Here is a 20085-nt window from a genome sequence, read left to right as displayed (position 1 = left end):
AAATTTTTGCGCCATTGCTTATTTCCTCCCTTCCCCGGCATCAATTAATTTAGCTAGGGACTTAGGATCGAAGTAATGCAAAGATTCAGCTAACTGCAAAAATTTGTTGTATTCCTTCTTAGTGTATTCAGTTGGTTCATAGCCTAAAACTTTACAGAACTTAAGATAATCAGACCTCCAGCGGAAGTCATTGATCGCAGTACTGAACCGCTTTGCTATGATCTTAGCTTCAGGCGATGTAGTTGGTCTATATATGTCGTAGCTCTCATCTATGTCGGTCATGCTGTTCACCCTGTTTGCTAAATCGTGGCTTAGAGATTAGGCGGAATACTGGGCAGTGCAATCACCTAACTATAAACCCGATAAAGTATATTCACTTAAAATTTTACCTCATTTCAGTACTGAGTGCTAAAAATTAATCCAACTTCATGTTTGGAGTGTTAAGAGAGCATTCTTGTAACGTGCGGTTAGCGAATCACCTCATTCATGAAGTTGTTATGTTAGTCATGAGTCAGTGGGTTTTTTCCCCATCGCCTCAATCCCCTGGTAAAAATAACTAGGATTATAAACGAGGTCAATCTACTCGTCAAAATTGATATGCCTTCAACATTGCCCGAACCCCATAAGAGCGATTCACCCAACACTGAAGCCGATTCTCTTAGCTGGGAAGAAGAACTGGATAGCGCCATTTTCACCTTTGAAGACATTCAGACAGAACTCAACTACAAACAGGCAAAAACGGCGCTGCGAAATTTGGTTAGCAATCTCGACCTCACCCCCCAGGAAAAATCCGGTTTGGAAGCGGAAATCGCTGATTTAGAATCTATGCTGGGAAAATTAGAATGCATGGTGGTGCAGATTGCAGCGTTTGGCATGGTGGGACGTGGTAAGTCTTCCCTACTCAATGCCTTAGTTGGACAATCGGTGTTTGAAACAGGGCCCTTGCATGGCGTCACCCGCGCTGAACAACGAGTTAATTGGAGTATTAGTGAAGAGGTGATTGGCAAAACTGAACGTGCTTTACGAGTCACCCTACCAGCCATTGGTAAATCGCAGGTGGAATTGATTGACACTCCTGGATTAGACGAGGTAGATGGTGAAACCCGTTCAGCATTAGCCCAACAGGTGGCAAAACAGGCAGATTTAATTTTGTTTGTGATTACTGGTGACATGACAAAGATAGAACACGAGGCCCTTGGACAGTTGCGGGAAGCGGGTAAACCGATCATCCTTGTGTTTAACAAAGTAGACCAATATCCAGAAGCTGACCGGATGGCAATTTATCACAAAATCCGGGATGACAGAGTGCGGGAGTTAGTCTCACCGGAAGAAATTGTGATGGCAGCTGCTTCCCCGCTGCTGAAGACTGCGGTTCGTCGTCCTGATGGTACCAGGGGTGTACAGTTGCGTTCAGGTAATGCCCAAGTTGACGAACTGAAGCTGAAAATCTTGGAGATTTTGCACCGTGAGGGTAAAGCTTTGGTTGCCCTGAATACGATGCTGTTTGCCGATAATGTAAATGAGCAATTGGTGCAGCGAAAACTGATGATTCGGGAACAGAATGCCAATCAGTTGATTTGGAAAGCTGTCATGACTAAAGCAGTGGCGATCGCACTCAATCCTGTAACTATAGTGGATATACTCAGCAGTATTGTCATTGATATTGCTCTAATTTTGGGTTTATCCCAACTCTACGGCATCCCCATGACAGAAGCCGGTGCTGTAAAATTGCTACAAAAAATCGCCCTGAGCATGGGCGGTATCGGTGCTAGTGAACTGTTAGCAAACTTAGGCTTGAGCGGACTAAAAACTTTACTTGGCATCTCTGCATCAGCAACAGCTGGTATTTCTCTAGGCCCCTATATCTCTGTGGCCCTAACTCAAGCAGGTGTAGCTGGTGTTTCTTCTTATGGTATTGGACAAGTAACCAAAGCTTACTTAGCTAATGGGGCGACTTGGGGCCCTGATGGGCCAAAAGCCGTGGTTAGTCGGATTTTAGCAACCCTTGATGAGACTTCTATTCTCAACCGAATCAAAGATGAATTACAACTGAAGCTAAAAGTTAGAAGGTAAGCTGATCAACAGTCGCCCTATTTAATCGTTTTCCAAAAGTTCACTGAAGAAGAAATAAATTATTGCCTCTTTTTTGCCGTTGACTCTATCAACTATATAGCCATCAGCATCACGTACAGTCCCATTTTCTTGGACATTACCAAGTATGTAGTCATTGTAATCACGGATTGTTCCATTTGAATGAATATTACCAACTATGGAGCCGTCGGCATCGCGTACAGTCCCATCTTGCTGGATATTACCAACTATGGAGCCGTTAGCATTACGTACAGTCCCGTCTTGTTGTAGATTGCCAATGATCGAGTCGTTATCGTTTCTGATAGTGCCATTCTGCTCAACTATCAGACTCATAAGTATTCCGCTGGTTTTAATTATTGGCGATTGAGTACGACCTATACTTGCACTGCTGATGACTAAGGACACAGCCAGTAAGGATAATGCTATAGGGTTTTTCACGGTGATGAAGCTTGGTAAATTTATAACATAAATTTAAAACAAACTCCATATTTATACAAGAAGTAATGAAAAAATTTTTACCCATTGCTCCCCAGATTTTTCAGGAAGCGATTGCCTGATAAAGGGCACTGCCTCTCCATGCTTAGAAGAGGAAGTTTCGCCATTGCTTTGCAACTATCGTTTACTTTTGAAAGAATCTAGCCACTCTCGGACTTGTTCTTGGGCAAGATCGCGACCACCTAGACCAAAGGCTAAAGCTATAGCAACAGCGATCGCACCGAGTAAGAGTCCAAAGGCTAAATGTACAATATCCGGGGCAATGCCAATGTGTTCCAGTGCCATCGCACAAATCAAAGCAATTATGGAAATCCGCGCTACCTGACCCAAAATCTTCCCTTGGGAATTGCCAGAACTACTAATAATGCTAAAAGCCAGGTTTGCCAAGAACAAACCAATCGCAAATATTACCAATCCCGATAAAATCCGCCCCGATACTATCAAAATGCCAGTTACCAGTGCTGTCAGCGCCGAAATATTCAGAATATTCACCGCCGCCACAGTTGCAAACAGCATGATGCCGACTAAGGCGATAATGCCAGCAATTTCCGACGGAGTGCGGATTGGTACCACAGATGAGGCGCCGTCTTCTGAAGAAACAGCTTTTGTCGTCGGTGATGGTAGACCCAGTACAGCGAAAATGTTATTAAAGCCTAAACTGGTAAAGATACTGGTGACTAGATCCGAGACAAATCGACCGAGGAAATAGGAAACTATCAAAATCCCCACTGCTGTGAAGATAGCCGGTAGGGTATTGAGAACCTGTTGCAGCATCGCAATAGCTGGATTTGAGATCGCCTCAATTTTGAGAGCATTCAATGCGGCGATCGCTACAGGAATCAAAATCAAAACATAGACAATTGTGCCGATAATCGTCGAGAGAGATTGCACCCGCGCTGCTGGAGAAATTCCCAACCGACTTCCCAAATAATCGATTCCAGTCGTAGCCAGTAAGTTGGTGACAATCCGCCGCACCACATTAGCAAAAAACCACCCAACAGTGGCGATTAATGTTGCTGCTAGGATATTGGGCAGAATTGAAAGAATCTCTGTAATTAAAGCTTTTACTGGTTGCAGTGCCTCCTTTAGTCCGAGAGTATCCAGCACCGACACCAGAAATAGTAAAAAGATGAACCAATACAAGCCACTACCAATTGTCTCACTCCAAGACAACTGATCGAGGCTAGGTGGATCATTTTGCGTTTCTTGATGCAAACGCTCATCCAGTCTTAACGCCTGTAATCCTCGTACCGTCACAATCTTCACGATAGTTGCTAATAGCCAGGACACAGCCAAAAGGATTCCCGCCCCAACTATCTCTGGTAAAAAACCAATCAGTTGTTCGAGAAAACTATTCAGCGGACGAGAAGCTACTTCCAACTGCAATATCTGTAAAACAGCTACTACCGTTAACAGAATAATGCTCCAAAAAACCAAGCTAGAGATTAATTTCTCCACCTGGGGCAGATCCTGACGTCCCGTCACCCCTGAGGCTATGCGGTTATCTATATTCGTGCGCTTGAGGATTTTCTGCGTCACAGATGCAATCACCGCAGCAAGCACCCAACCAACTAACAAAATGGCTGCCGCCCCCAGCAACCGGGGCGCAAACTGAATTAGCTGTTCGACAATTCCTTGCAAATCATTTATCCCCTGCTTCATTCCTAATGTCTCTGTTGACAAGCTGGGCGATTGTGCTAAAAATTGCTGCACCCTGTTTGACCAACTAACTTCTGTCAACTGGGTTATTCCTGTCCAAGTTATGTGCATAGTTTTTCGGAATTTAAGCTTGATTATTCACCGAAAAGACTGTCCATGTTTAAAAAATGGATTGGGCTAAACAATCCTACGCCTAGGCAGACTACTTGCGTTTTGGTCAATTTACCAGGAAAAATGTATCTGGTATTCATAAAAAGAGTATTTTTTTACAAAATATGGCGGTGTTGGGGATTGGGGAAAAAGGTAATGGGAGAAGAAACGAAAGAGCCGAATTTAATAATTGCCCCTTGTCTCCCTTCCAATTCCTAATCATCTGCTGGCAGTGCTTGATTTTGCGCTAATCTAAGTTCAGCAACAGCATCAAAGATGTAGAATGTCTCAAGTTTTGGAGCAATCGATTCAAATTAATGCCACAGCTACGGTAGTAGAGCGCTGTTTTACCGATCTAGCTCTCATGCACCGTTGGCTGAACCCCGTTCTCCGTTGTGAACCTGTGGGGGGAGTTTGGAGTACTGATATCGGCAGTCAAAGTCGCTTTGTGATTCAAATTCCTTTACTACAACCCACCTTGAACAGCGTTGTTATAGAACGACAGCCGGGTTTAGTCGTCTGGGAATTCCAGGGATTTTTTCAAGGATGCGATCGCTGGGAATGTCAACCCATAGAAAACGGCACACTCCTACTGAACCGCTTTGAGTTCAAGGTTCCCAACCCCTTAGTGAGTTGGGGTTTTCAAACCTTTGCGGCATCTTGGACAAAAGCAGATATGGAAGCTCAACTCCGCCGTCTCAAACGAGTTGCAGAGTCATTAGTCATTAGTCATTAGTCATTAGTCATTAGTCATTAGTCATTAGTCGTTAGTCATTAGTCATTTATCTCCTCTGTCCCTCTGCTCTTTTTGCTTTCGCTCCTCAACCATTTTTACCCAATTTGGCAAGCAATTGGCGAATCATAACCGCATCCTCAGCATTAGGAACCTTGGCTAGATAACGTTGGAAGTCTTCAATCGCTTGGGGGTAGCGATGTAGTTGATAGTAGAGAAGACCGCGATCGCGCAATTCTAGGGGTAAATCAGGAAACAGCAGCATAATTCGTTCAACCACTGCGAGACTTTTTGCTAAATTCTCCTGTTTGAGGTAAATATATTTTAAATTTGTCAGCATCCGCGCCAAAAATTGCCGATGGCTGACTACGGCAAAAAATTCTGGTCGTAGCGTCACTGGTTGGTGATAAATTTGCTCAAGCCTTTCCTGGCAATCTTGTGCAAATATTACTTCACCGCTATTGAAGGCATCAACAAAAATTTCTATACCTGGAATATCGGGGCGGATCAGGAAATGTCCTGGCATCCCCACCCCCACCATCGGGAAACCAATCCTGCGGGCAACTTCTAGATATACCAGCCCTAAGGTGATAGGTATCCCCTGACGGCGCTCAATGACATCATTTAAAAAGCTATTACGTGGATCATAATAGTCTGTTCTATTACCAGAAAATCCCAAGTCCTCGTAGAGATACTGATTAATACTTTGAATGATCCGCAGTGGGTACTGCGAGTCAGGCAAGCGTTCTTGTAACTCCACTGCCATTGTATCAAGAGCGTTTAAATATTCTTCTGGGTCAAGGTCAGGATATTCTTCCTGTGCAATGTACAAAGCTGCCTTGGCTAAATCGATATATTCGTCGGGCTGCTGAATCTCTTGGTAAAAATACTGTCGTGCTGAGGAGGCATTCATAAGCGATCGCGTGGTGGAAGGTTTTTACCCAATCTCGTATCTTAACTTTTAAGGAATTGCTAAGGGCGTTAGTCCTCCTCCAGTGGTAGAGTTAAAGTTGACATCGCTTGACTTTATGTCTTCTAAGACCCTTTCTGAAATATAGCTTCAATCAATAGGCGCAGCATGGTCACCACCGCAGAAAAAACAAACATTGGTTTCATTACCCAAATCATTGGTCCAGTTGTAGACGTTAAGTTTCCCGGCGGGAAATTGCCCCGAATCTACAATGCTTTGACCATCAAAGGCACTAACGAAGCTGGACAGACAATCAACCTTACCGTCGAAGTGCAACAACTGCTGGGCGATAACCAGGTGCGGGCTGTTGCTATGAGTACCACCGATGGCTTGGTGCGTGGTCTGGAAGTTGCCGATACTGGCGCTCCCATCAGCGTGCCAGTTGGTAAAGCCACCTTGGGCCGCATTCTCAACGTTCTTGGCGAACCTGTGGACAATCAGGGGCCTGTGAATGCTGACACTTCGTTACCCATCCACCGATCTGCTCCCAAATTCACTGAACTGGAAACCCAGCCTTCTGTGTTCGAGACCGGAATTAAAGTTGTTGACCTTTTAACTCCCTATCGACGCGGCGGAAAGATTGGTCTGTTCGGCGGTGCTGGTGTTGGTAAGACCGTGATCATGATGGAGTTGATTAACAACATCGCTACCCAGCACGGCGGCGTGTCCGTTTTTGCTGGTGTGGGCGAGCGCACCCGTGAGGGCAATGACCTTTACAACGAAATGATGGAATCTGGGGTAATCAACAAGGATAGCCTCAATGATTCAAAAATTGCCCTAGTTTACGGTCAGATGAACGAGCCACCCGGAGCAAGAATGCGGGTTGGTCTTTCAGGATTGACAATAGCTGAGTACTTCCGGGATGTTAGTAAGCAGGACGTACTGCTGTTTATTGACAACATCTTCCGGTTCGTGCAAGCAGGTTCTGAAGTGTCAGCACTGTTGGGTCGGATGCCTTCAGCGGTAGGATATCAGCCCACCTTGGGAACAGACGTAGGTGAACTGCAAGAGCGGATTACCTCAACCACAGAGGGTTCGATCACCTCAATTCAAGCTGTGTATGTGCCTGCGGATGACTTGACTGACCCAGCACCTGCAACCACATTTGCTCACTTGGATGGCACAACAGTGTTGTCTCGTGGTTTGGCATCTAAGGGAATTTATCCGGCGGTTGACCCCCTAGGCTCCACCTCTACGATGTTGCAACCCAACATTGTGGGTGATGACCACTACAATACTGCCCGTGCGGTGCAGTCAACTCTGCAACGTTATAAAGAACTCCAAGACATTATCGCTATTCTTGGTCTAGATGAATTGTCTGAAGAAGACCGTCTAATTGTGGCACGGGCGCGGAAGGTTGAGCGCTTCTTGTCTCAGCCGTTCTTTGTGGCGGAAGTGTTCACCGGCTCTCCTGGTAAGTATGTGAAGTTGGAAGACACGATCAAAGGGTTCAAGCAAATTCTGTCTGGTGAGTTGGATGCTTTGCCAGAACAGGCTTTCTACTTGGTGGGCGATATTAACGAAGCGATCGCTAAAGCCGAAAAAATCAAAGGTTAGTCATTAGTCATTAGTCATTAGTCATTAGTTATTGGTGCTAATGACTAATGGCAAATCACAAAGGACACAGGACAAAGGACAAAAGACAAATGACATTAACCGTTCGTGTAATTTCCCCAGATAAGACAGTTTGGGATGCCGTAGCTGAAGAAGTAGTTTTGCCTAGCACTACTGGTCAAGTAGGAATCCTCAGTGGACACGCGCCTCTGTTGACCGCCCTAGATACGGGTGTAATGCGAGTCCGTGCCAGCAAAAATCAAGATTGGCAAGCGATCGCACTTTTGGGTGGCTTTGCTGAAGTAGACCAAGATGAAGTCACAATTCTCGTTAACAGCGCTGAACGCGGCGACAAAATTAACCTCGAAGAAGCCCGTACCGCTTTTAACACAGCACAAACTCGCCTAAATCAAGTTGCAGCAGGCGATCGTCAAGCACAAATCCAGGCAACCCAAGCCTACAAACGTGCCCGCGCTCGCTTTCAAGCCGCTGGCGGTTTGGTGTAAATTATTACTTATTAAAGCCTCGGCTTCCCTCGGCTTTAACACTGAGCAAAGCCGAAGTATTAAAAATCGTATTTGTAGGGTCAGTTAATAGCTTGCCCTACTTTTTTTTGATCATGAAAAATGTTTATTAGGTAGAAGCCAACCCCGTCTCTAAATTTTTAGCTATTTTGCTGACATCTCTCTCATAAAAGGCTAATTTTTCTCTAAAATCCTCAATTTCAATTAACAATTCAACCTCTTTTCTCCCCTCGAATTTACCTGCTGGTAATTCCTGTAAACGCTGCTCAATAAGCCAAAATAGTTTGTCTAACTCTACTAGAGCTATTTCTTCTGGTGAATTAACTGGTAATTCCCCATGCTGCTCACTCCAATTATTGAGACGTTGTGACAGTAATCTTGCCCGTCCTGCTAGTCCTGAATAACGTTGAATTAACTTGAAATTTTTAGCCTCTAATTTGAATTCCAGGAAAAAGGTAGTGGCTCTGGTAAATGTTTCTTCTCCTAATTCCCCGATTCTACTAATAATTGCGCTTTTAAGTTTCTCTGTTATGTCTAGGACTTTTTTACGTTGATAGGGTGCTGCCATCTGAGACACTTGATGAAATTGAGCGATTTCTTCTGGTGTTAATGTTGATAATATATGGGATTCTTTTTCTCGTTTTATTTCTTGTTTCTGTATATCTGTTTGCCAGGATGGATTAAGTTTTAATTCTTCGTGCTTCTTTGCGGGTAGAACAACTGACAATTGTTCCTTTTCATCTGATGATTGGGGAATATCTGGAATTAGTTCGATTTGTTTAATCGCAGATGTAGATAAAACATCACCAGCAATTACAGACATAATTCCTGGTAGGTATTTATCCATCATGTTAACGTTGGCATAAACCAAATTGTTGATGCAAGCAAAGCTGAGTCTATCACCTTCAACATCAATACTTGTTTTATAGCGAATTTCTCCATCACGAAAGTCTAGTTCAAAGTTACCAATAATCATGTCATAATTTGCCATAGCAATAAATTCTGCTATAGCTTGGCGTTGAGATTTTGGCGCTGTCACAGGACAAACTGAGTAAAAAACGAATTGCTGCTGTTGTTCTCTGGCTTTAGCACAGCAATTCCATCTACCATTTTTACCTTGATAAGTTATGTATAAAACTGGCTCTTCTGCAAACTGACTGAAAAGCCAACCAGATTTTTTAAAAAAGTTGACTATAACTCCAAAGATAGTTTCGCTGGTGGTAACTTCATCTGTTGTTTCAAATATATCTTCAGTTAAATTTTCCAGGACATTATTTACTTCCTCCACGACTTCAGAAATCATGGTTTGAGCCATTTCTGAAATATTCTCAGCCAATTCTTCAAAAGAATGGTTCATTTCTTCTAAAGTTTGAGCCATATCTTTAGCAAAAGTTTCTGAGGAATTGCTATTAGTCCATTCGTTAGTAAAATCGTTCATTGCCTGAGCAATTTTTTCGCTAGAAATACCTTCTTGATTGATTACAGAAGGTTGCAAATACAGCCACAAAGTACGATAGCCTGTTTCACCTATTACTTGTTTCTGTTTAACTTCCAAGCCATACCAACTATAGGTAGAAAGTAGGGGATTTTCAGGTTGTTCTTGACTCAGTTTTTGCAGGTAAGCTGCTGCTTGATTTGCATCTGTGGCGTATTCTGCTAATTTGGATAGTAAATTAGGGTCTAAACTGGCTTCGATTTGGATGTCGATTGAGGGATCAAATGCTCCAGCAGAAAAGGGACTACGGATTTCCGGTTTGAGGTTGAATAAGGCTTGGGTATCGATGCGTTGGTATATTTCTGGAGTGATGCAGAAAGTGAGACGGCATTCGGTAAGCGTGTTGTTTTGAGTAGTTAAAGATAGAGAAACTGTGTGAACTGTTAGGAGCAAGTCTGAACTTTCGCTTAATGTCAGATCACCATTCAAATTAGAGTGTTCAGTTTGATTACTCATCTTGGTAAGAGAAATCACAGTAAAAGTTTTTAGTCAACATCATCTTCACTTTGATGATAGGTACAGGAGCCAGCACAATCATCACACCAAAATCCTAAAAGGATGCTATTAAATCCCAACTTACCAAAAGGAGTTATTCCACTATCAATTGGAAACGGCTCTATCTGGTAGTGAACTCAGCTTTTCGGTTGTCTTTACAACTTTTTCGTCAACAGCCACCGAGGAATTATCCAGATTTTCTGTGATTTTAGTAGAGAGCATTTTTTTAATAACAACCGAATTTGTTAGAGTAATTTCTAACTAGAACTTCTCAAATCACACAAAGCTAGTGCCCAATTCCAACCAAGTTCGCTGTATATCTTTTTCAGGGCGGTGAAGGAAATATTATTATAGTTACCAAGGTAATGGCACAAGTCACAAAGTCTTTTGGCTCCTTCTACTAATTGTCCATCCTTATATGGTTGTCCAGTAAACAAAACCCGTTCCTTATCGTCAATTATATTCAGAAAGCTTCTGGCTTCCTCTGGAAAAGCTTCGGGTAGAAGCTGAAGTAGAGAGCGACTCATTGCATAGTAATCCTCTAAATCTGTGCTGTAGGCTGTATGATGAAAGCACTTAAGAGAGTTGACTAACATCTGTGCTGCTCGCGCATAATCTTCAAGTTTGTAGTATAATTTGGCAGCGTCAGTGTATAGTACCATGCACCCTGGTTCTGCTGTTATTCCTTCTTGCAGAATCTCAAATTTCTTCTGAATATCATCTTCAAATAAAGCTGTTTCATGATACAAGAAAGGAGATTTACCAAAAATTTTACTGGCAACTTCGTCAGCTTCTTCTCCAATAAAATTACCGTAGCTTCCTGGTTGATAGAAGTCTTTACCAAATATACGGTTTGCTAACGAAACAGATGCTTCAAAAGATGGTAATGGGTCTCCTTCATTGATATACCCTTCATAAGTTGCTAAACATCTAAAGATGTAATGACGTAGCGATAATCCAACTTCTATCATCGCACCTTCATCCAAGGCTCGAATGATAGCAAAACGCCTAGAAGCTATATCTGATGGGCGTAGGTGAATGCCAATTTCAAAACCAGACTCACTTCCAATAGGAAAGAAATATATGGGCATCCAGGGCTGAATATGCGCTACACAATCTTCAAAATCACTGTAGAAGATAGCATTTCCAAACTCTTCACCACCTAATTGATCTATTGCCTGTAAATCATCGGAGTCAGATTCCAAGCAAATTTGATTACGAAGAAATTCACTTATATACATAAGTATACCTCAATTATCAAGGTGTTCTTCAGAAATTGTTTTTCCATCAGGGGTACGTTCCCGAATTATGCTGATTTCTCCAGAAGCGTCATACTCATATTCTATTGTTCCATAAGGGTTTCGTTCCGCATTCATCCGAACTTCCATTGTGATGCCACATTGAAAATTGAAATGTTGTTCGGAAATTCCTTGAAGTTGACCACTACTGTTACAGAAAAAGATATCGCGGATTTTATTCCCATCAATTTCTTTGTATGATGAGACGATTTCAATGGGACATTCTTTGTAATGAGATAAGTGTGCTTTTAACAAATCTTCATCTGGCTATTCACGGTTATAATAAATTACTCTGTCAACTTTACCATGTCCTATCAACTCAGCAAAGTCAGGGGTTTTATCGACAAAATGACAAGCCACATACCAACTTCTTTCTAACGCTTCTGAGTATGATATTTTTTCTTCTTCGTTGAAGACTTGAGACTCAAAATACTTGATATTAGCTATAGTAAATACAAAAGTATACCGACATTACATATCATTCGTAGCCTTAACCCCCCAAGATACATTCTCTAAATTACTTATTAAACAAGATATTAAACGAGAGTAACCAATAACATTTAATAACCATTTGACATCTGAACATTTTCTACCATAAGCTAGGGATGCCCCGCCATTTACCTCTTTCATCATTTTTCCAAAATTAGAATTAGGTACGTAGAATTCATTTTCTATGTTCAATAAGCTGTTAAGTTCCACAAGCTCTAATCTACAAGTTTTCAAAACATTATAATCAGAAGATATCTTCTCTCCATATACAGGAACAGCTAAACCCCCCCGCCCATATTTGATCGGATATTATTCTAGCCTCAAGGCTAATTCTCCAGGAATGAGGTCAGTTCCTACTTGTCCATCAGTCATTGGAGTCATTAATCCTTTGAGTCCATGTTCTGTAAATTGCACATAAATGTAGGATGGTGAATAGCCACTGTCATACCAGAAAAAGCTGGGGTTATAGCCACTTTTTAGACCTAAGTTTAATTGAGATACATCTAATGTCAGAATCCGAGTGGCTGGTTTATCTGTAACTGGACATTTGGGAACTGGATAAGGAAAACTTCCTCCCATATGATGTGGACTTTCATTGCGTGATACTACAAAACCGCGATAATTTTCAAATTCAACGGCAGCTAGTCGCGTATCTGGAAAAACACCAGAATTTTCTATATATGCATATATTTTTACTAACTCTTCTTCTGGAACTAGGGGAATCAACTCTATTAGTGCATCTAGTGCTTTATCTGTACGAATATATGCCAATTTCTGCAAACATTCCGAGTCCTGTTCTTCTAAATATTTGGCTACTAAGTCATTTACCATAATATCAGGACTCCCTGGTAAAATTGATTCTTGAATCAGGTCATCTTCAATTTGAGAGGAAATTTTGTGAAATTTCTCAGGAAAAAACTGTGCTAATTCATAAATAACATTATACAAATCTGGATCTGACGTATCCTGAAGATAATGATTAATTAACTTTTCTACAACATCATCCGGCAGATGTTTAATCAGGCTAGTGGTAGCTTCTCTTATGTCTGGTTTATGATTAAATATATATTCAACTAATTGTGCTTTTTCGTGTTGAATTTTAGGAAATAAAGCCAAATAGTTACTTAAATAAGTAGCAGTGTTGATCTCATTGGTTTCCCTAATAAGTTGAAGACATTCTCCAACTCCCCTATCTGGGTATGAAACCAATTGTTCTGTAACTTTTTCTTCTTTCTCTTCAACTGTGAGGGATGAATTGTCAAGAATATCCGCAATTGTATCAGTAAGCATTGATAGAAGCCTCAATTTTAGCTATGGCGATCTCCAGGACTTACACAAAACAGAACGAAAGTAGCGCTAATTCATGAATTACCACTACGCAAGAATAAGCTTTTCAGCTACATCTTGCGTAAGTCCTAATCTCCTTTAATTTAAACATAATTCTATCCTGAGAAGTCATGCTTTTAAGCAATCAATGTTCTTTGTAGTAATTTTTACCAAAGTACTACAATTGACTCACATATCTCTCACAATAACCTTGTTTACACTATGGACGGAAGTTACCCTTTTGTCTTATTCGCCATTCATCCAATCGCATATCAACAAGCCTAACATTTGAAGAATCACTACTGGGTATTGCTTCTGTATCTGAACGAATTGTTTTCAAAGCAAAGTCAATTATTGACCTCGCATCTTCCTCCTCATACTCAATGCTTGACTCTACAAAATCCAAAATATTAATTTCTGGATGAATTAATATGTATTCAAATGCAAGTAGCAGAGCTTCTATATCTCCAAAAAAAGTTGCATTTGTTTTCATATTTTCAATGTCTTTTTTATACTCTTCTAAACTGCCAGGTGCTTCTTCATATCTATCATCGTAAATCCCAAAAACATAACGTAAGTGTTCACGAATCATTTGCTTGCTAATATCCATATTTCAATCCCTTAAACTCAAAAGAACCTATGGTACTACATAGTCAATAGTTACAGTTTTAGGTATAAGTGTCCATGAACCAGATACTTGTTGGAATTCTACTTTAGAGTCTGGAAAGTGACTAATATATTTCCAGCGATGACCATCCCACTCAATAACTGTACTGGTAATGTCAGTCTTTCCACTGAATTGTGTCTGATTAAATAAATTAAACTTATCCTTTCCACCAGTAGCTTCTCTTAAATTTGAGCCTTTATACGAAGGTTCAAATAATTTATAATGTTTATTAACTGCACCTGGAGTTCCCGGACTGACTTGACGAACAGTACCAGAACTGGGACTTCTAAGAATGTGAGACCTGTATTTAGAATTTGGATGTCCTAAGTGTCCTACTCCAACTGCATCTTTATGTTTTACCGTGAGTCTAATTGGATTGGGAACCCCTGGAGGAGGGGGTGTATTTCCTCTTGGGTCAAATCCGTATTTCGCCTTAACTGCATCAAATACATTCTCTCGTGTTTGAAGCCAATCTTTAAAGCTCGTAAACTTAGAAGAACCTCCAGTAGGCGACCATCTTCTAGGCTGTTCCCATCCTTCTGGTGCCCAACCTGTTTTAAGACGCTCCTTCATCTTTGGATGAGATACCTGTGGCCCATGACTAAAAAGACTATGACCACTATCTAGTTTTTCAAGTTGTACGGCTTTGAAGGCCGCTAATACCTCATCATCGGTTTTATTTGCTAAGTATTTTAGGCCCTTTGAACCCAGAAAATCATACAAATCTGGAATCTGACTTCTTGGTATTCCATTACCGTCTACTATTGTTTGCAGTGTTGGAAGGTATCTATTTAGTTCCTCAACAGAACTACTTAATTTCTTGCTACTACCAACAACAATTCCTGTGTCCCCTCCCCTTGTAGTAAATTTCTCACCTAATTGATATTTTCCTTTCCCAGTTCCACTGCGTGTCAAGTCTTTTGCGTCATAGTACTGGAGTTCCCCAGTCGCTAAAAGTACCCAAGGATTAATCTCCCCTTCCAGTTTAAACCGCCGATTTTCAACCCGAATTCTCAACTTTTTAAAACGCATCCGCTCCAATAGCGCCGCGCCAAGTTCCTTCAACCGCTTGAACCCCTTCCCAAGAGCCGTTCCCGCAATTCCCTTAAATAAAACCTTCCCTTTTTCAATAATAAATTTTGCACCCTTGGTAACTAAATTCATTGCACCCTTAGCAAGTTTCACACCACCCTTCGCCGCAGCTTTCGCACCCTTGAGTGCAGCGCCTCCAGCCTTAAAGGTCAAGTAAGAAACAAGCTCAATTGCTCCCGCAGCCAGTCCCTTCGCTAAACTCTTACCACCACCTTGAATATCACCTGCCCAACCTTTGGCGAGATAATCGCGGATATGACCACCAATTTGGGCAATGGTCACCCCAGCAAACAGAGGCCCGACTACACTCATAATTGCCGGTAAAGCTGCGGTAATTGCCCCACCAGTAGCGACATTCAGGGCGATAAAACCACCTATAGCTGCTGTTGTTCCCAGTAACACAGTGGGCCAGTTATTTGACCACCACTGAGAAATCCCTGTTTTCATTAAGTTCCAGCGAACTTCTGCCCGTTGTTTGGGTGAGAGTCCATCATCAGGATTTTTCTGTTCCTGAACTTCTCCTTCCTGAACTTCTCCTTCCTTACCCCCTGTAGCTTCCGACATTATCGCTTCCATCGTGCGGCTGGTATCATTGGAAGCACCAAGTTCCACCTCACCTTCACCCTTTGTCTGCTGCATTAATTCCGCCATTAGCTCTGGCGAAAGTTGCATATTATTCTCTACCGCATCAACTCCTACATTGTCTTGAGTCCAAGGCGCTTGGGGCAATTCTGCGTTTGTTCCACCCTCACCCATAGCGCCACCGTTGGCTCCTGGTGCTGCTATACCAGCCTGAGCTAATTCTGCGGGAGATAGGGGTTCATCCAGGTTCCCACCCAGCAATTCTTCCAAACCTGCGGTTTCAAACTGGGGAGGGGCGGCGGCGGCGGCTTCTACTAAGTTGGTCAAGTTCTTGATTAATTCCCCAAATTCACCGCGAATAATCATCCCAATCACAGTGAAAATGCCGTTGTAGATGTCTTGAACAAGTTTTAACAACGAATCCAAGGTATTCGCCAAGAAATCTAAAGCCGCAGCCACACCTTTCTTTAACAAGTCTGCGGCAGTATTTACCGCTTGCACCGCAGTGTTCACCGCTTGGTCAATTTTGTTGTTAATTCTCTTGGCTATTTCTGGGAAGGCAGCAAAAACAAGATTAACTATCCCCTTGAGAATTTCTCCATAAGCTTGGATTAAGGTAGTAATTGCCTTTTGTGCCAGTTCAATTGCAGCTATTGCTAATTTCTTCGCTGCTTCAAAGATAAATTTAATGCCTTCCCGTAACTTATCGTAAATAAAGCTAACTGCTTGTTTAATTCCATCAATCAATGCTGCTGCCTGATCAGCTAGCCAGCCTAAGAACCCACCAGATTTCTTTTGACCTTCATCTTTTTTCTGTTGAGCCTCATTTTCTGCTGTTTGCTTCTTTTGCTCGGCTTCTTTTTCAGCGTCAGCTAGATGTTTAGAAGCTTCTGCATCACCTTTGAGTTTTTCGGCATCAATCTTGCCTTTTTGCTCAGTAGTGGCTTTACCTGCTTTGTCTTGATAATCTTTATCTGCATTATCTAACTCAGTTTGCCACTCTAATTTGGCGGCGGTGACTTGAGATTGTGCTTGCTTTTGGGACTCTAATTGTTGTTGACTGGTGTCTTGATTTAGCTTGGCAATTTCTGTGTCTGCATCGGTTCGAGATTTAGCGGTATCTTGGTCAAACTTATTTTTACCAACAATATATTTTTCCTGTTCTCCACCAATGCGTTGTTGAAACTGTGGTGCTAAAGATTGATCCAAGTTAGCAGCAATTTCTGGGGGAATGGTGGGTTGTTTGCCACCCTTAGCCCCTGGAAATTCTGCCAAAGTTAGCTGCTTATTAGCTTTGATTGTTTCATCACTTGATTTAGGGAAAATATCATTCTCCCCATAATCTTTATTAATCTCTTGAGCAGATTTGGCTTTCTGTTGTTGTACCTGTTGATTAGCTGTTTGTTGCTCACTATCTAATTGTGCCGGATTGATAGCTGCATCAGTCAAGTTAACTGTGGGGGCAGTTCCGGCTTGGGTGCTAATTTGACTGGAGTCGAGGTTAACGCTATTGAGTGCATTTTGAGCGCTAGCTGCAACTTGAGCATCTGGTTTACTATCTGCTGTTTCGCCCGTTTTAGCAGTATTTCCCCCTGCTATTTGTGTAGGAGTGATGGGACGAGGTGGCGCAATTTGGACATTAGCATCTGACTGTGATGTTCGGTTTGGTGCAACTGGTACTTTCTCCCCTTTTGGTAGCAATGGTTCTTTATTGTTATCTGCTTTAACTGCTGTTTGGGGAGGTTGTTTTACAAGAGAGTTTTTAGCTGGTAATCCTGTGGGGGCGGGAATTTGCGGGATAGATGCTTCTAGTTCTTGCTTTTGCTCTGACCATGCGGTTGCTGAATTGGCTTGTGCTGTGTCGTAAGCTGTGGAAGCGTTGCTGGGAGGGGTATTTTTTAATTGTTCTAAAATTTGACCAGGGTCAGTTTTCCGTTGAATTCGTGGCTGTATGTCGGTGGTTAATTTATTTTGAATTGTGTGAGGATTTTTCTGCGACAGCCTGGGTTGTTTATTGTCTTTTTCTGGTTGACGACGTAGCTGCACCCCACCTGTCTGCTGGATAGTGTGGGTTAATTCGTGGGCTGTTAGGGCATTCTGACCTGGTGTTTTACCAGCACCATAAAATATATCATTACCATGAGTGAATGCCTGTGCGCCCAACTCCTTGTTCATCTGTACGGCTGTAGAGTTTGTATGCACACGTACTTGGCTCAAATCGGAGCCAAAACGTGGTTCCATGAAGGAGCGTGTTTCTTTATCTAAGGGGGTTCCCCCACCTTTTTGACTTGTCAGCCGACTTTCTAAGTCTGGTGTTGCTCTTGATGCACCACCTTCACCTTTTGTTTGCACTGCTGCTTTGGCTTGAAGTTTTTCTTCTGTGAGGCGTTGAATAACTTCAGTAAAGCGCTGAACAAGTGGAGTAATAGATGTTGCTATTGGTTGTCTCTGGATGGACTCTTCCTGTTCCTCACCTTGGTGCCCAATTGGTTGCTGTTGAACAGTCGGTGTGTCCATTGACATCACCTGTTCTGCCATTGAGTCGGCTTCTTGCTCGTATTTATCCCCTGGTGCGCCTATGGTGAGTTTCGTTTGGAGGAGTGATTTTTCCGAATCGCATAGAGAGCAGGCACGTTGAATAGTTCCCCCATTCGGCGAGTTGGCATCATCATCACCATTATCTCCTGACTCACTCAACCGCTGAATTTCAACAGCTTCATTTGATACTTCGTCAGCTTTCTCGAATGGCTCCAATGTTGTATTTTGGGCTGGGGATAAATCTGTGTTGGCTTGAGGCTGAATAGCAACAGGATTTGATGAGACTGGCTCTTGCTGATACATATCCCCAGGCTGAAGACGGGTAAGCTTCATCTGAATTCTTGGTGTCCTAGCTGGAGGGCCAGGTCTCTATTTTGAGCTATCTATAAAGCCACTTTTATACTGATTTGGCTCTTCCTTTTGAGTCTGTTCTTCTGGCGTTTGGTCTTGTTGGGGCGCTACTTCTTCAGTTTTTGGCTGAACGACAAAGCCGCGCGGTGCAAACTGACTAGGTACTGCTTTGTCAGAGGAATTGGCAGATTTCTTGGAAGTTCTGTGTTGCCCGCTATACATTTACCCAATCCTCGAAGTCCAAGTTTTTACAAGTTATTGCCAGATATCAGTTTTGATGATTTCCGCCTTTCACCCAACTTACTAGCACCAACAACTACAAGCTAACTACAACGGCAGCAAGTGTTTAAACTTATAGTTCTCTGCTGCTGACTCACTCAGTTGCTTCAACAGCTTTATAGAAAATATTTTTTAGTCTTGTCGCTCAGTATATACTCTATGTTGTTTTTTTATATTTTTCTCTGAGTAAAAGAAAAAAAGCTTGATTTTGTAAGTCAATAATCAATGTGATTTTTATAGAGACAGCTGCCCCTCTGGGGTAGCTTGTATGCATTCTTATGTTGAAACAACGGCTTGTGGATTCAAATAATTATCCATCTGCATATCGTGTTGCTTCCAGGTTTCATCCTCAGACGCTGGTTCTGGCGTCAGGGTTAGCGCATCTCAAAACCAATTGACAGGTGGATTCTAGCAGAGTGTTGAGTGTGGAAGAGCCGCCGCCAAAACAGAAACCATATACAGATCATTCATCGCGGCTCGCCGAGACTTTTGGCGAATACTGCGGTGGAAAGATGATTCTCGCTCTAAGGCATTGAGGGCAATGCGTTGACTTTCAGTGACCTGTTGATAATCTTCAATAAAACCTAAGTAATCTTCTATCTGTAGATTATCCCAATACTGGACCTCGATCATACCTGCTAAAATATCGTATAGATACCCTATATTAACTTTCATTTTTACCTCTTTTCCAAGTTTAAACTCAGTAGGGTATATTAGGAATGTAATGAAACATTTGTACCTTTTCAGGTGCGTTACTAAGACCAATAAGATATGTTAGGTTTTGTACCTCAAGCCAACCTATATAAAGACGGTAATTGCCGTTATCTGTAATGAAAACAATGCTTAAAAATCAATTAAGTTGTTTCTAGAAAATAAGCAGAGTTTTTGGTTTATAATTTACATTTTTATTTAAAACTATTATCATAATTAGTCTGCAAAAACTTATTAGTTTACCTTATTATTTTCTATTGAGTTAAAGATGATTGCTTTGTTAAATTACTCTTTCCTTCGATAAACCCATGCAGATAATGTATATGGGTTTAATGATTCAGGTTCATCCAATTTTTTACACTCAATCCCAACTTCATGCTCAGGAAAGTCTGCCATTACCTCAGTAGCTACACACTCCATTGATTCTTCAATATACTCGCTTATATCACCTTGTAAATAACAAACAATTGTAATTTTAGATGTGTCCCAACTACAGGTTATTCCTCTAACATTAGAAGTGATTTCCCCTAGTAAGGCGCGTTGAAGAGAAAGTAAAACCTGATTTCTTAGTTCAATACTGGTCATA

General features: G+C 41.9%; 18 protein-coding genes. 4 read left to right on the top strand and 14 right to left on the bottom strand.

The genetic code is table 11. The features are described 5' to 3' along the window. Window positions 1–18: 18 nt before the first annotated feature. Window positions 19–282 (bottom strand): hypothetical protein, encoded by a 264-nt coding sequence (locus tag CYLST_RS21355; protein ID WP_015209822.1) that lies wholly within the window; start codon window positions 280–282, stop codon window positions 19–21. Window positions 283–597: 315 nt separating this feature from the next. Between CYLST_RS21355 and CYLST_RS21350 the strand changes: the two genes are divergently transcribed. Then, entirely contained in the window at window positions 598–2073 is a 1476-nt protein-coding gene (locus CYLST_RS21350; RefSeq protein ID WP_015209821.1) for a GTP-binding protein, read from the top strand. 21 nt (window positions 2074–2094) lie between these two features. On the opposite strand, the gene CYLST_RS21345 is transcribed toward CYLST_RS21350, so the two are convergent. Together CYLST_RS21345 and CYLST_RS21340 are read right to left on the bottom strand one after the other, a co-directional pair. After that, window positions 2095–2424 carry a 5-fold beta-flower protein gene (locus CYLST_RS21345; protein ID WP_015209820.1) on the bottom strand — a complete coding sequence of 110 codons (330 nt, stop codon included), beginning with the start codon at window positions 2422–2424 and terminating at the stop codon, window positions 2095–2097. Between the two features lie 279 nt (window positions 2425–2703). Beyond that, window positions 2704–4356 (bottom strand): mechanosensitive ion channel, encoded by a 1653-nt coding sequence (locus CYLST_RS21340; protein ID WP_015209819.1) that lies wholly within the window; start codon window positions 4354–4356, stop codon window positions 2704–2706. A gap of 322 nt (window positions 4357–4678) precedes the next feature. Here CYLST_RS21340 and CYLST_RS21335 point away from each other — a divergent pair, with 322 nt between their 5' ends. Continuing rightward, the gene (locus CYLST_RS21335; protein ID WP_015209818.1) at window positions 4679–5131 is read left to right on the top strand and encodes an SRPBCC family protein; all 453 of its coding nucleotides are present in this window, start codon (window positions 4679–4681) and stop codon (window positions 5129–5131) included. An 85-nt stretch (window positions 5132–5216) separates the two neighbouring features. Here CYLST_RS21335 and CYLST_RS21330 read toward each other — a convergent pair whose 3' ends face one another. Beyond that, the gene (locus CYLST_RS21330; protein WP_015209817.1) at window positions 5217–6041 is read right to left on the bottom strand and encodes a SirB1 family protein; all 825 of its coding nucleotides are present in this window, start codon (window positions 6039–6041) and stop codon (window positions 5217–5219) included. Window positions 6042–6206: 165 nt separating this feature from the next. Here CYLST_RS21330 and atpD point away from each other — a divergent pair, with 165 nt between their 5' ends. Together atpD and atpC are read left to right on the top strand one after the other, a co-directional pair. After that, entirely contained in the window at window positions 6207–7655 is a 1449-nt protein-coding gene (gene atpD / locus CYLST_RS21325) for a F0F1 ATP synthase subunit beta (RefSeq protein ID WP_015209816.1), read from the top strand. Between the two features lie 89 nt (window positions 7656–7744). Next, window positions 7745–8158, top strand: a complete 414-nt coding sequence (atpC, locus tag CYLST_RS21320) for an ATP synthase F1 subunit epsilon (RefSeq protein WP_015209815.1) — start codon at window positions 7745–7747, stop codon at window positions 8156–8158. 127 nt (window positions 8159–8285) lie between these two features. Here the strand turns inward: atpC and CYLST_RS32790 are convergent, their stop codons facing one another. From CYLST_RS32790 to CYLST_RS21275, 10 genes are all read right to left on the bottom strand, one after another. Then, complete coding sequence (locus tag CYLST_RS32790) at window positions 8286–10127, bottom strand: type III secretion system chaperone family protein (RefSeq protein WP_015209814.1); 1842 nt, start codon at window positions 10125–10127, stop codon at window positions 8286–8288. 296 nt (window positions 10128–10423) lie between these two features. After that, window positions 10424–11407, bottom strand: a complete 984-nt coding sequence (locus CYLST_RS21310) for a hypothetical protein (RefSeq protein WP_015209813.1) — start codon at window positions 11405–11407, stop codon at window positions 10424–10426. A gap of 9 nt (window positions 11408–11416) precedes the next feature. After that, the gene (locus CYLST_RS21305; protein ID WP_015209812.1) at window positions 11417–11719 is read right to left on the bottom strand and encodes a hypothetical protein; all 303 of its coding nucleotides are present in this window, start codon (window positions 11717–11719) and stop codon (window positions 11417–11419) included. Window positions 11720–11935: 216 nt separating this feature from the next. After that, a complete protein-coding gene (locus tag CYLST_RS34740; RefSeq protein WP_015209811.1) occupies window positions 11936–12163 on the bottom strand; it encodes a hypothetical protein in 228 nt (75 codons plus the stop codon). A gap of 99 nt (window positions 12164–12262) precedes the next feature. Continuing rightward, complete coding sequence (locus tag CYLST_RS21300; RefSeq protein ID WP_015209810.1) at window positions 12263–13243, bottom strand: hypothetical protein; 981 nt, start codon at window positions 13241–13243, stop codon at window positions 12263–12265. Between the two features lie 256 nt (window positions 13244–13499). After that, window positions 13500–13889 carry a hypothetical protein gene (locus tag CYLST_RS21295; protein WP_015209809.1) on the bottom strand — a complete coding sequence of 130 codons (390 nt, stop codon included), beginning with the start codon at window positions 13887–13889 and terminating at the stop codon, window positions 13500–13502. A gap of 27 nt (window positions 13890–13916) precedes the next feature. After that, window positions 13917–18491, bottom strand: a complete 4575-nt coding sequence (locus CYLST_RS32445; protein ID WP_015209808.1) for an eCIS core domain-containing protein — start codon at window positions 18489–18491, stop codon at window positions 13917–13919. A gap of 36 nt (window positions 18492–18527) precedes the next feature. Then, window positions 18528–18731, bottom strand: a complete 204-nt coding sequence (locus CYLST_RS21285) for a hypothetical protein (protein WP_015209805.1) — start codon at window positions 18729–18731, stop codon at window positions 18528–18530. Between the two features lie 465 nt (window positions 18732–19196). After that, complete coding sequence (locus tag CYLST_RS36065) at window positions 19197–19421, bottom strand: hypothetical protein (protein WP_245587415.1); 225 nt, start codon at window positions 19419–19421, stop codon at window positions 19197–19199. A 363-nt stretch (window positions 19422–19784) separates the two neighbouring features. Further along, window positions 19785–20084 carry a MafI2 family immunity protein gene (locus tag CYLST_RS21275; protein ID WP_015209807.1) on the bottom strand — a complete coding sequence of 100 codons (300 nt, stop codon included), beginning with the start codon at window positions 20082–20084 and terminating at the stop codon, window positions 19785–19787. Between the last annotated feature and the right edge of the window lies 1 nt (window position 20085).

The sequence above is a fragment of the Cylindrospermum stagnale PCC 7417 genome, assembly GCF_000317535.1.
Lineage (GTDB): Bacteria > Cyanobacteriota > Cyanobacteriia > Cyanobacteriales > Nostocaceae > Cylindrospermum > Cylindrospermum stagnale.
Note: the sequence above shows the minus strand (reverse complement) of the source record. Positions and strands in the feature narration are given on the sequence as shown.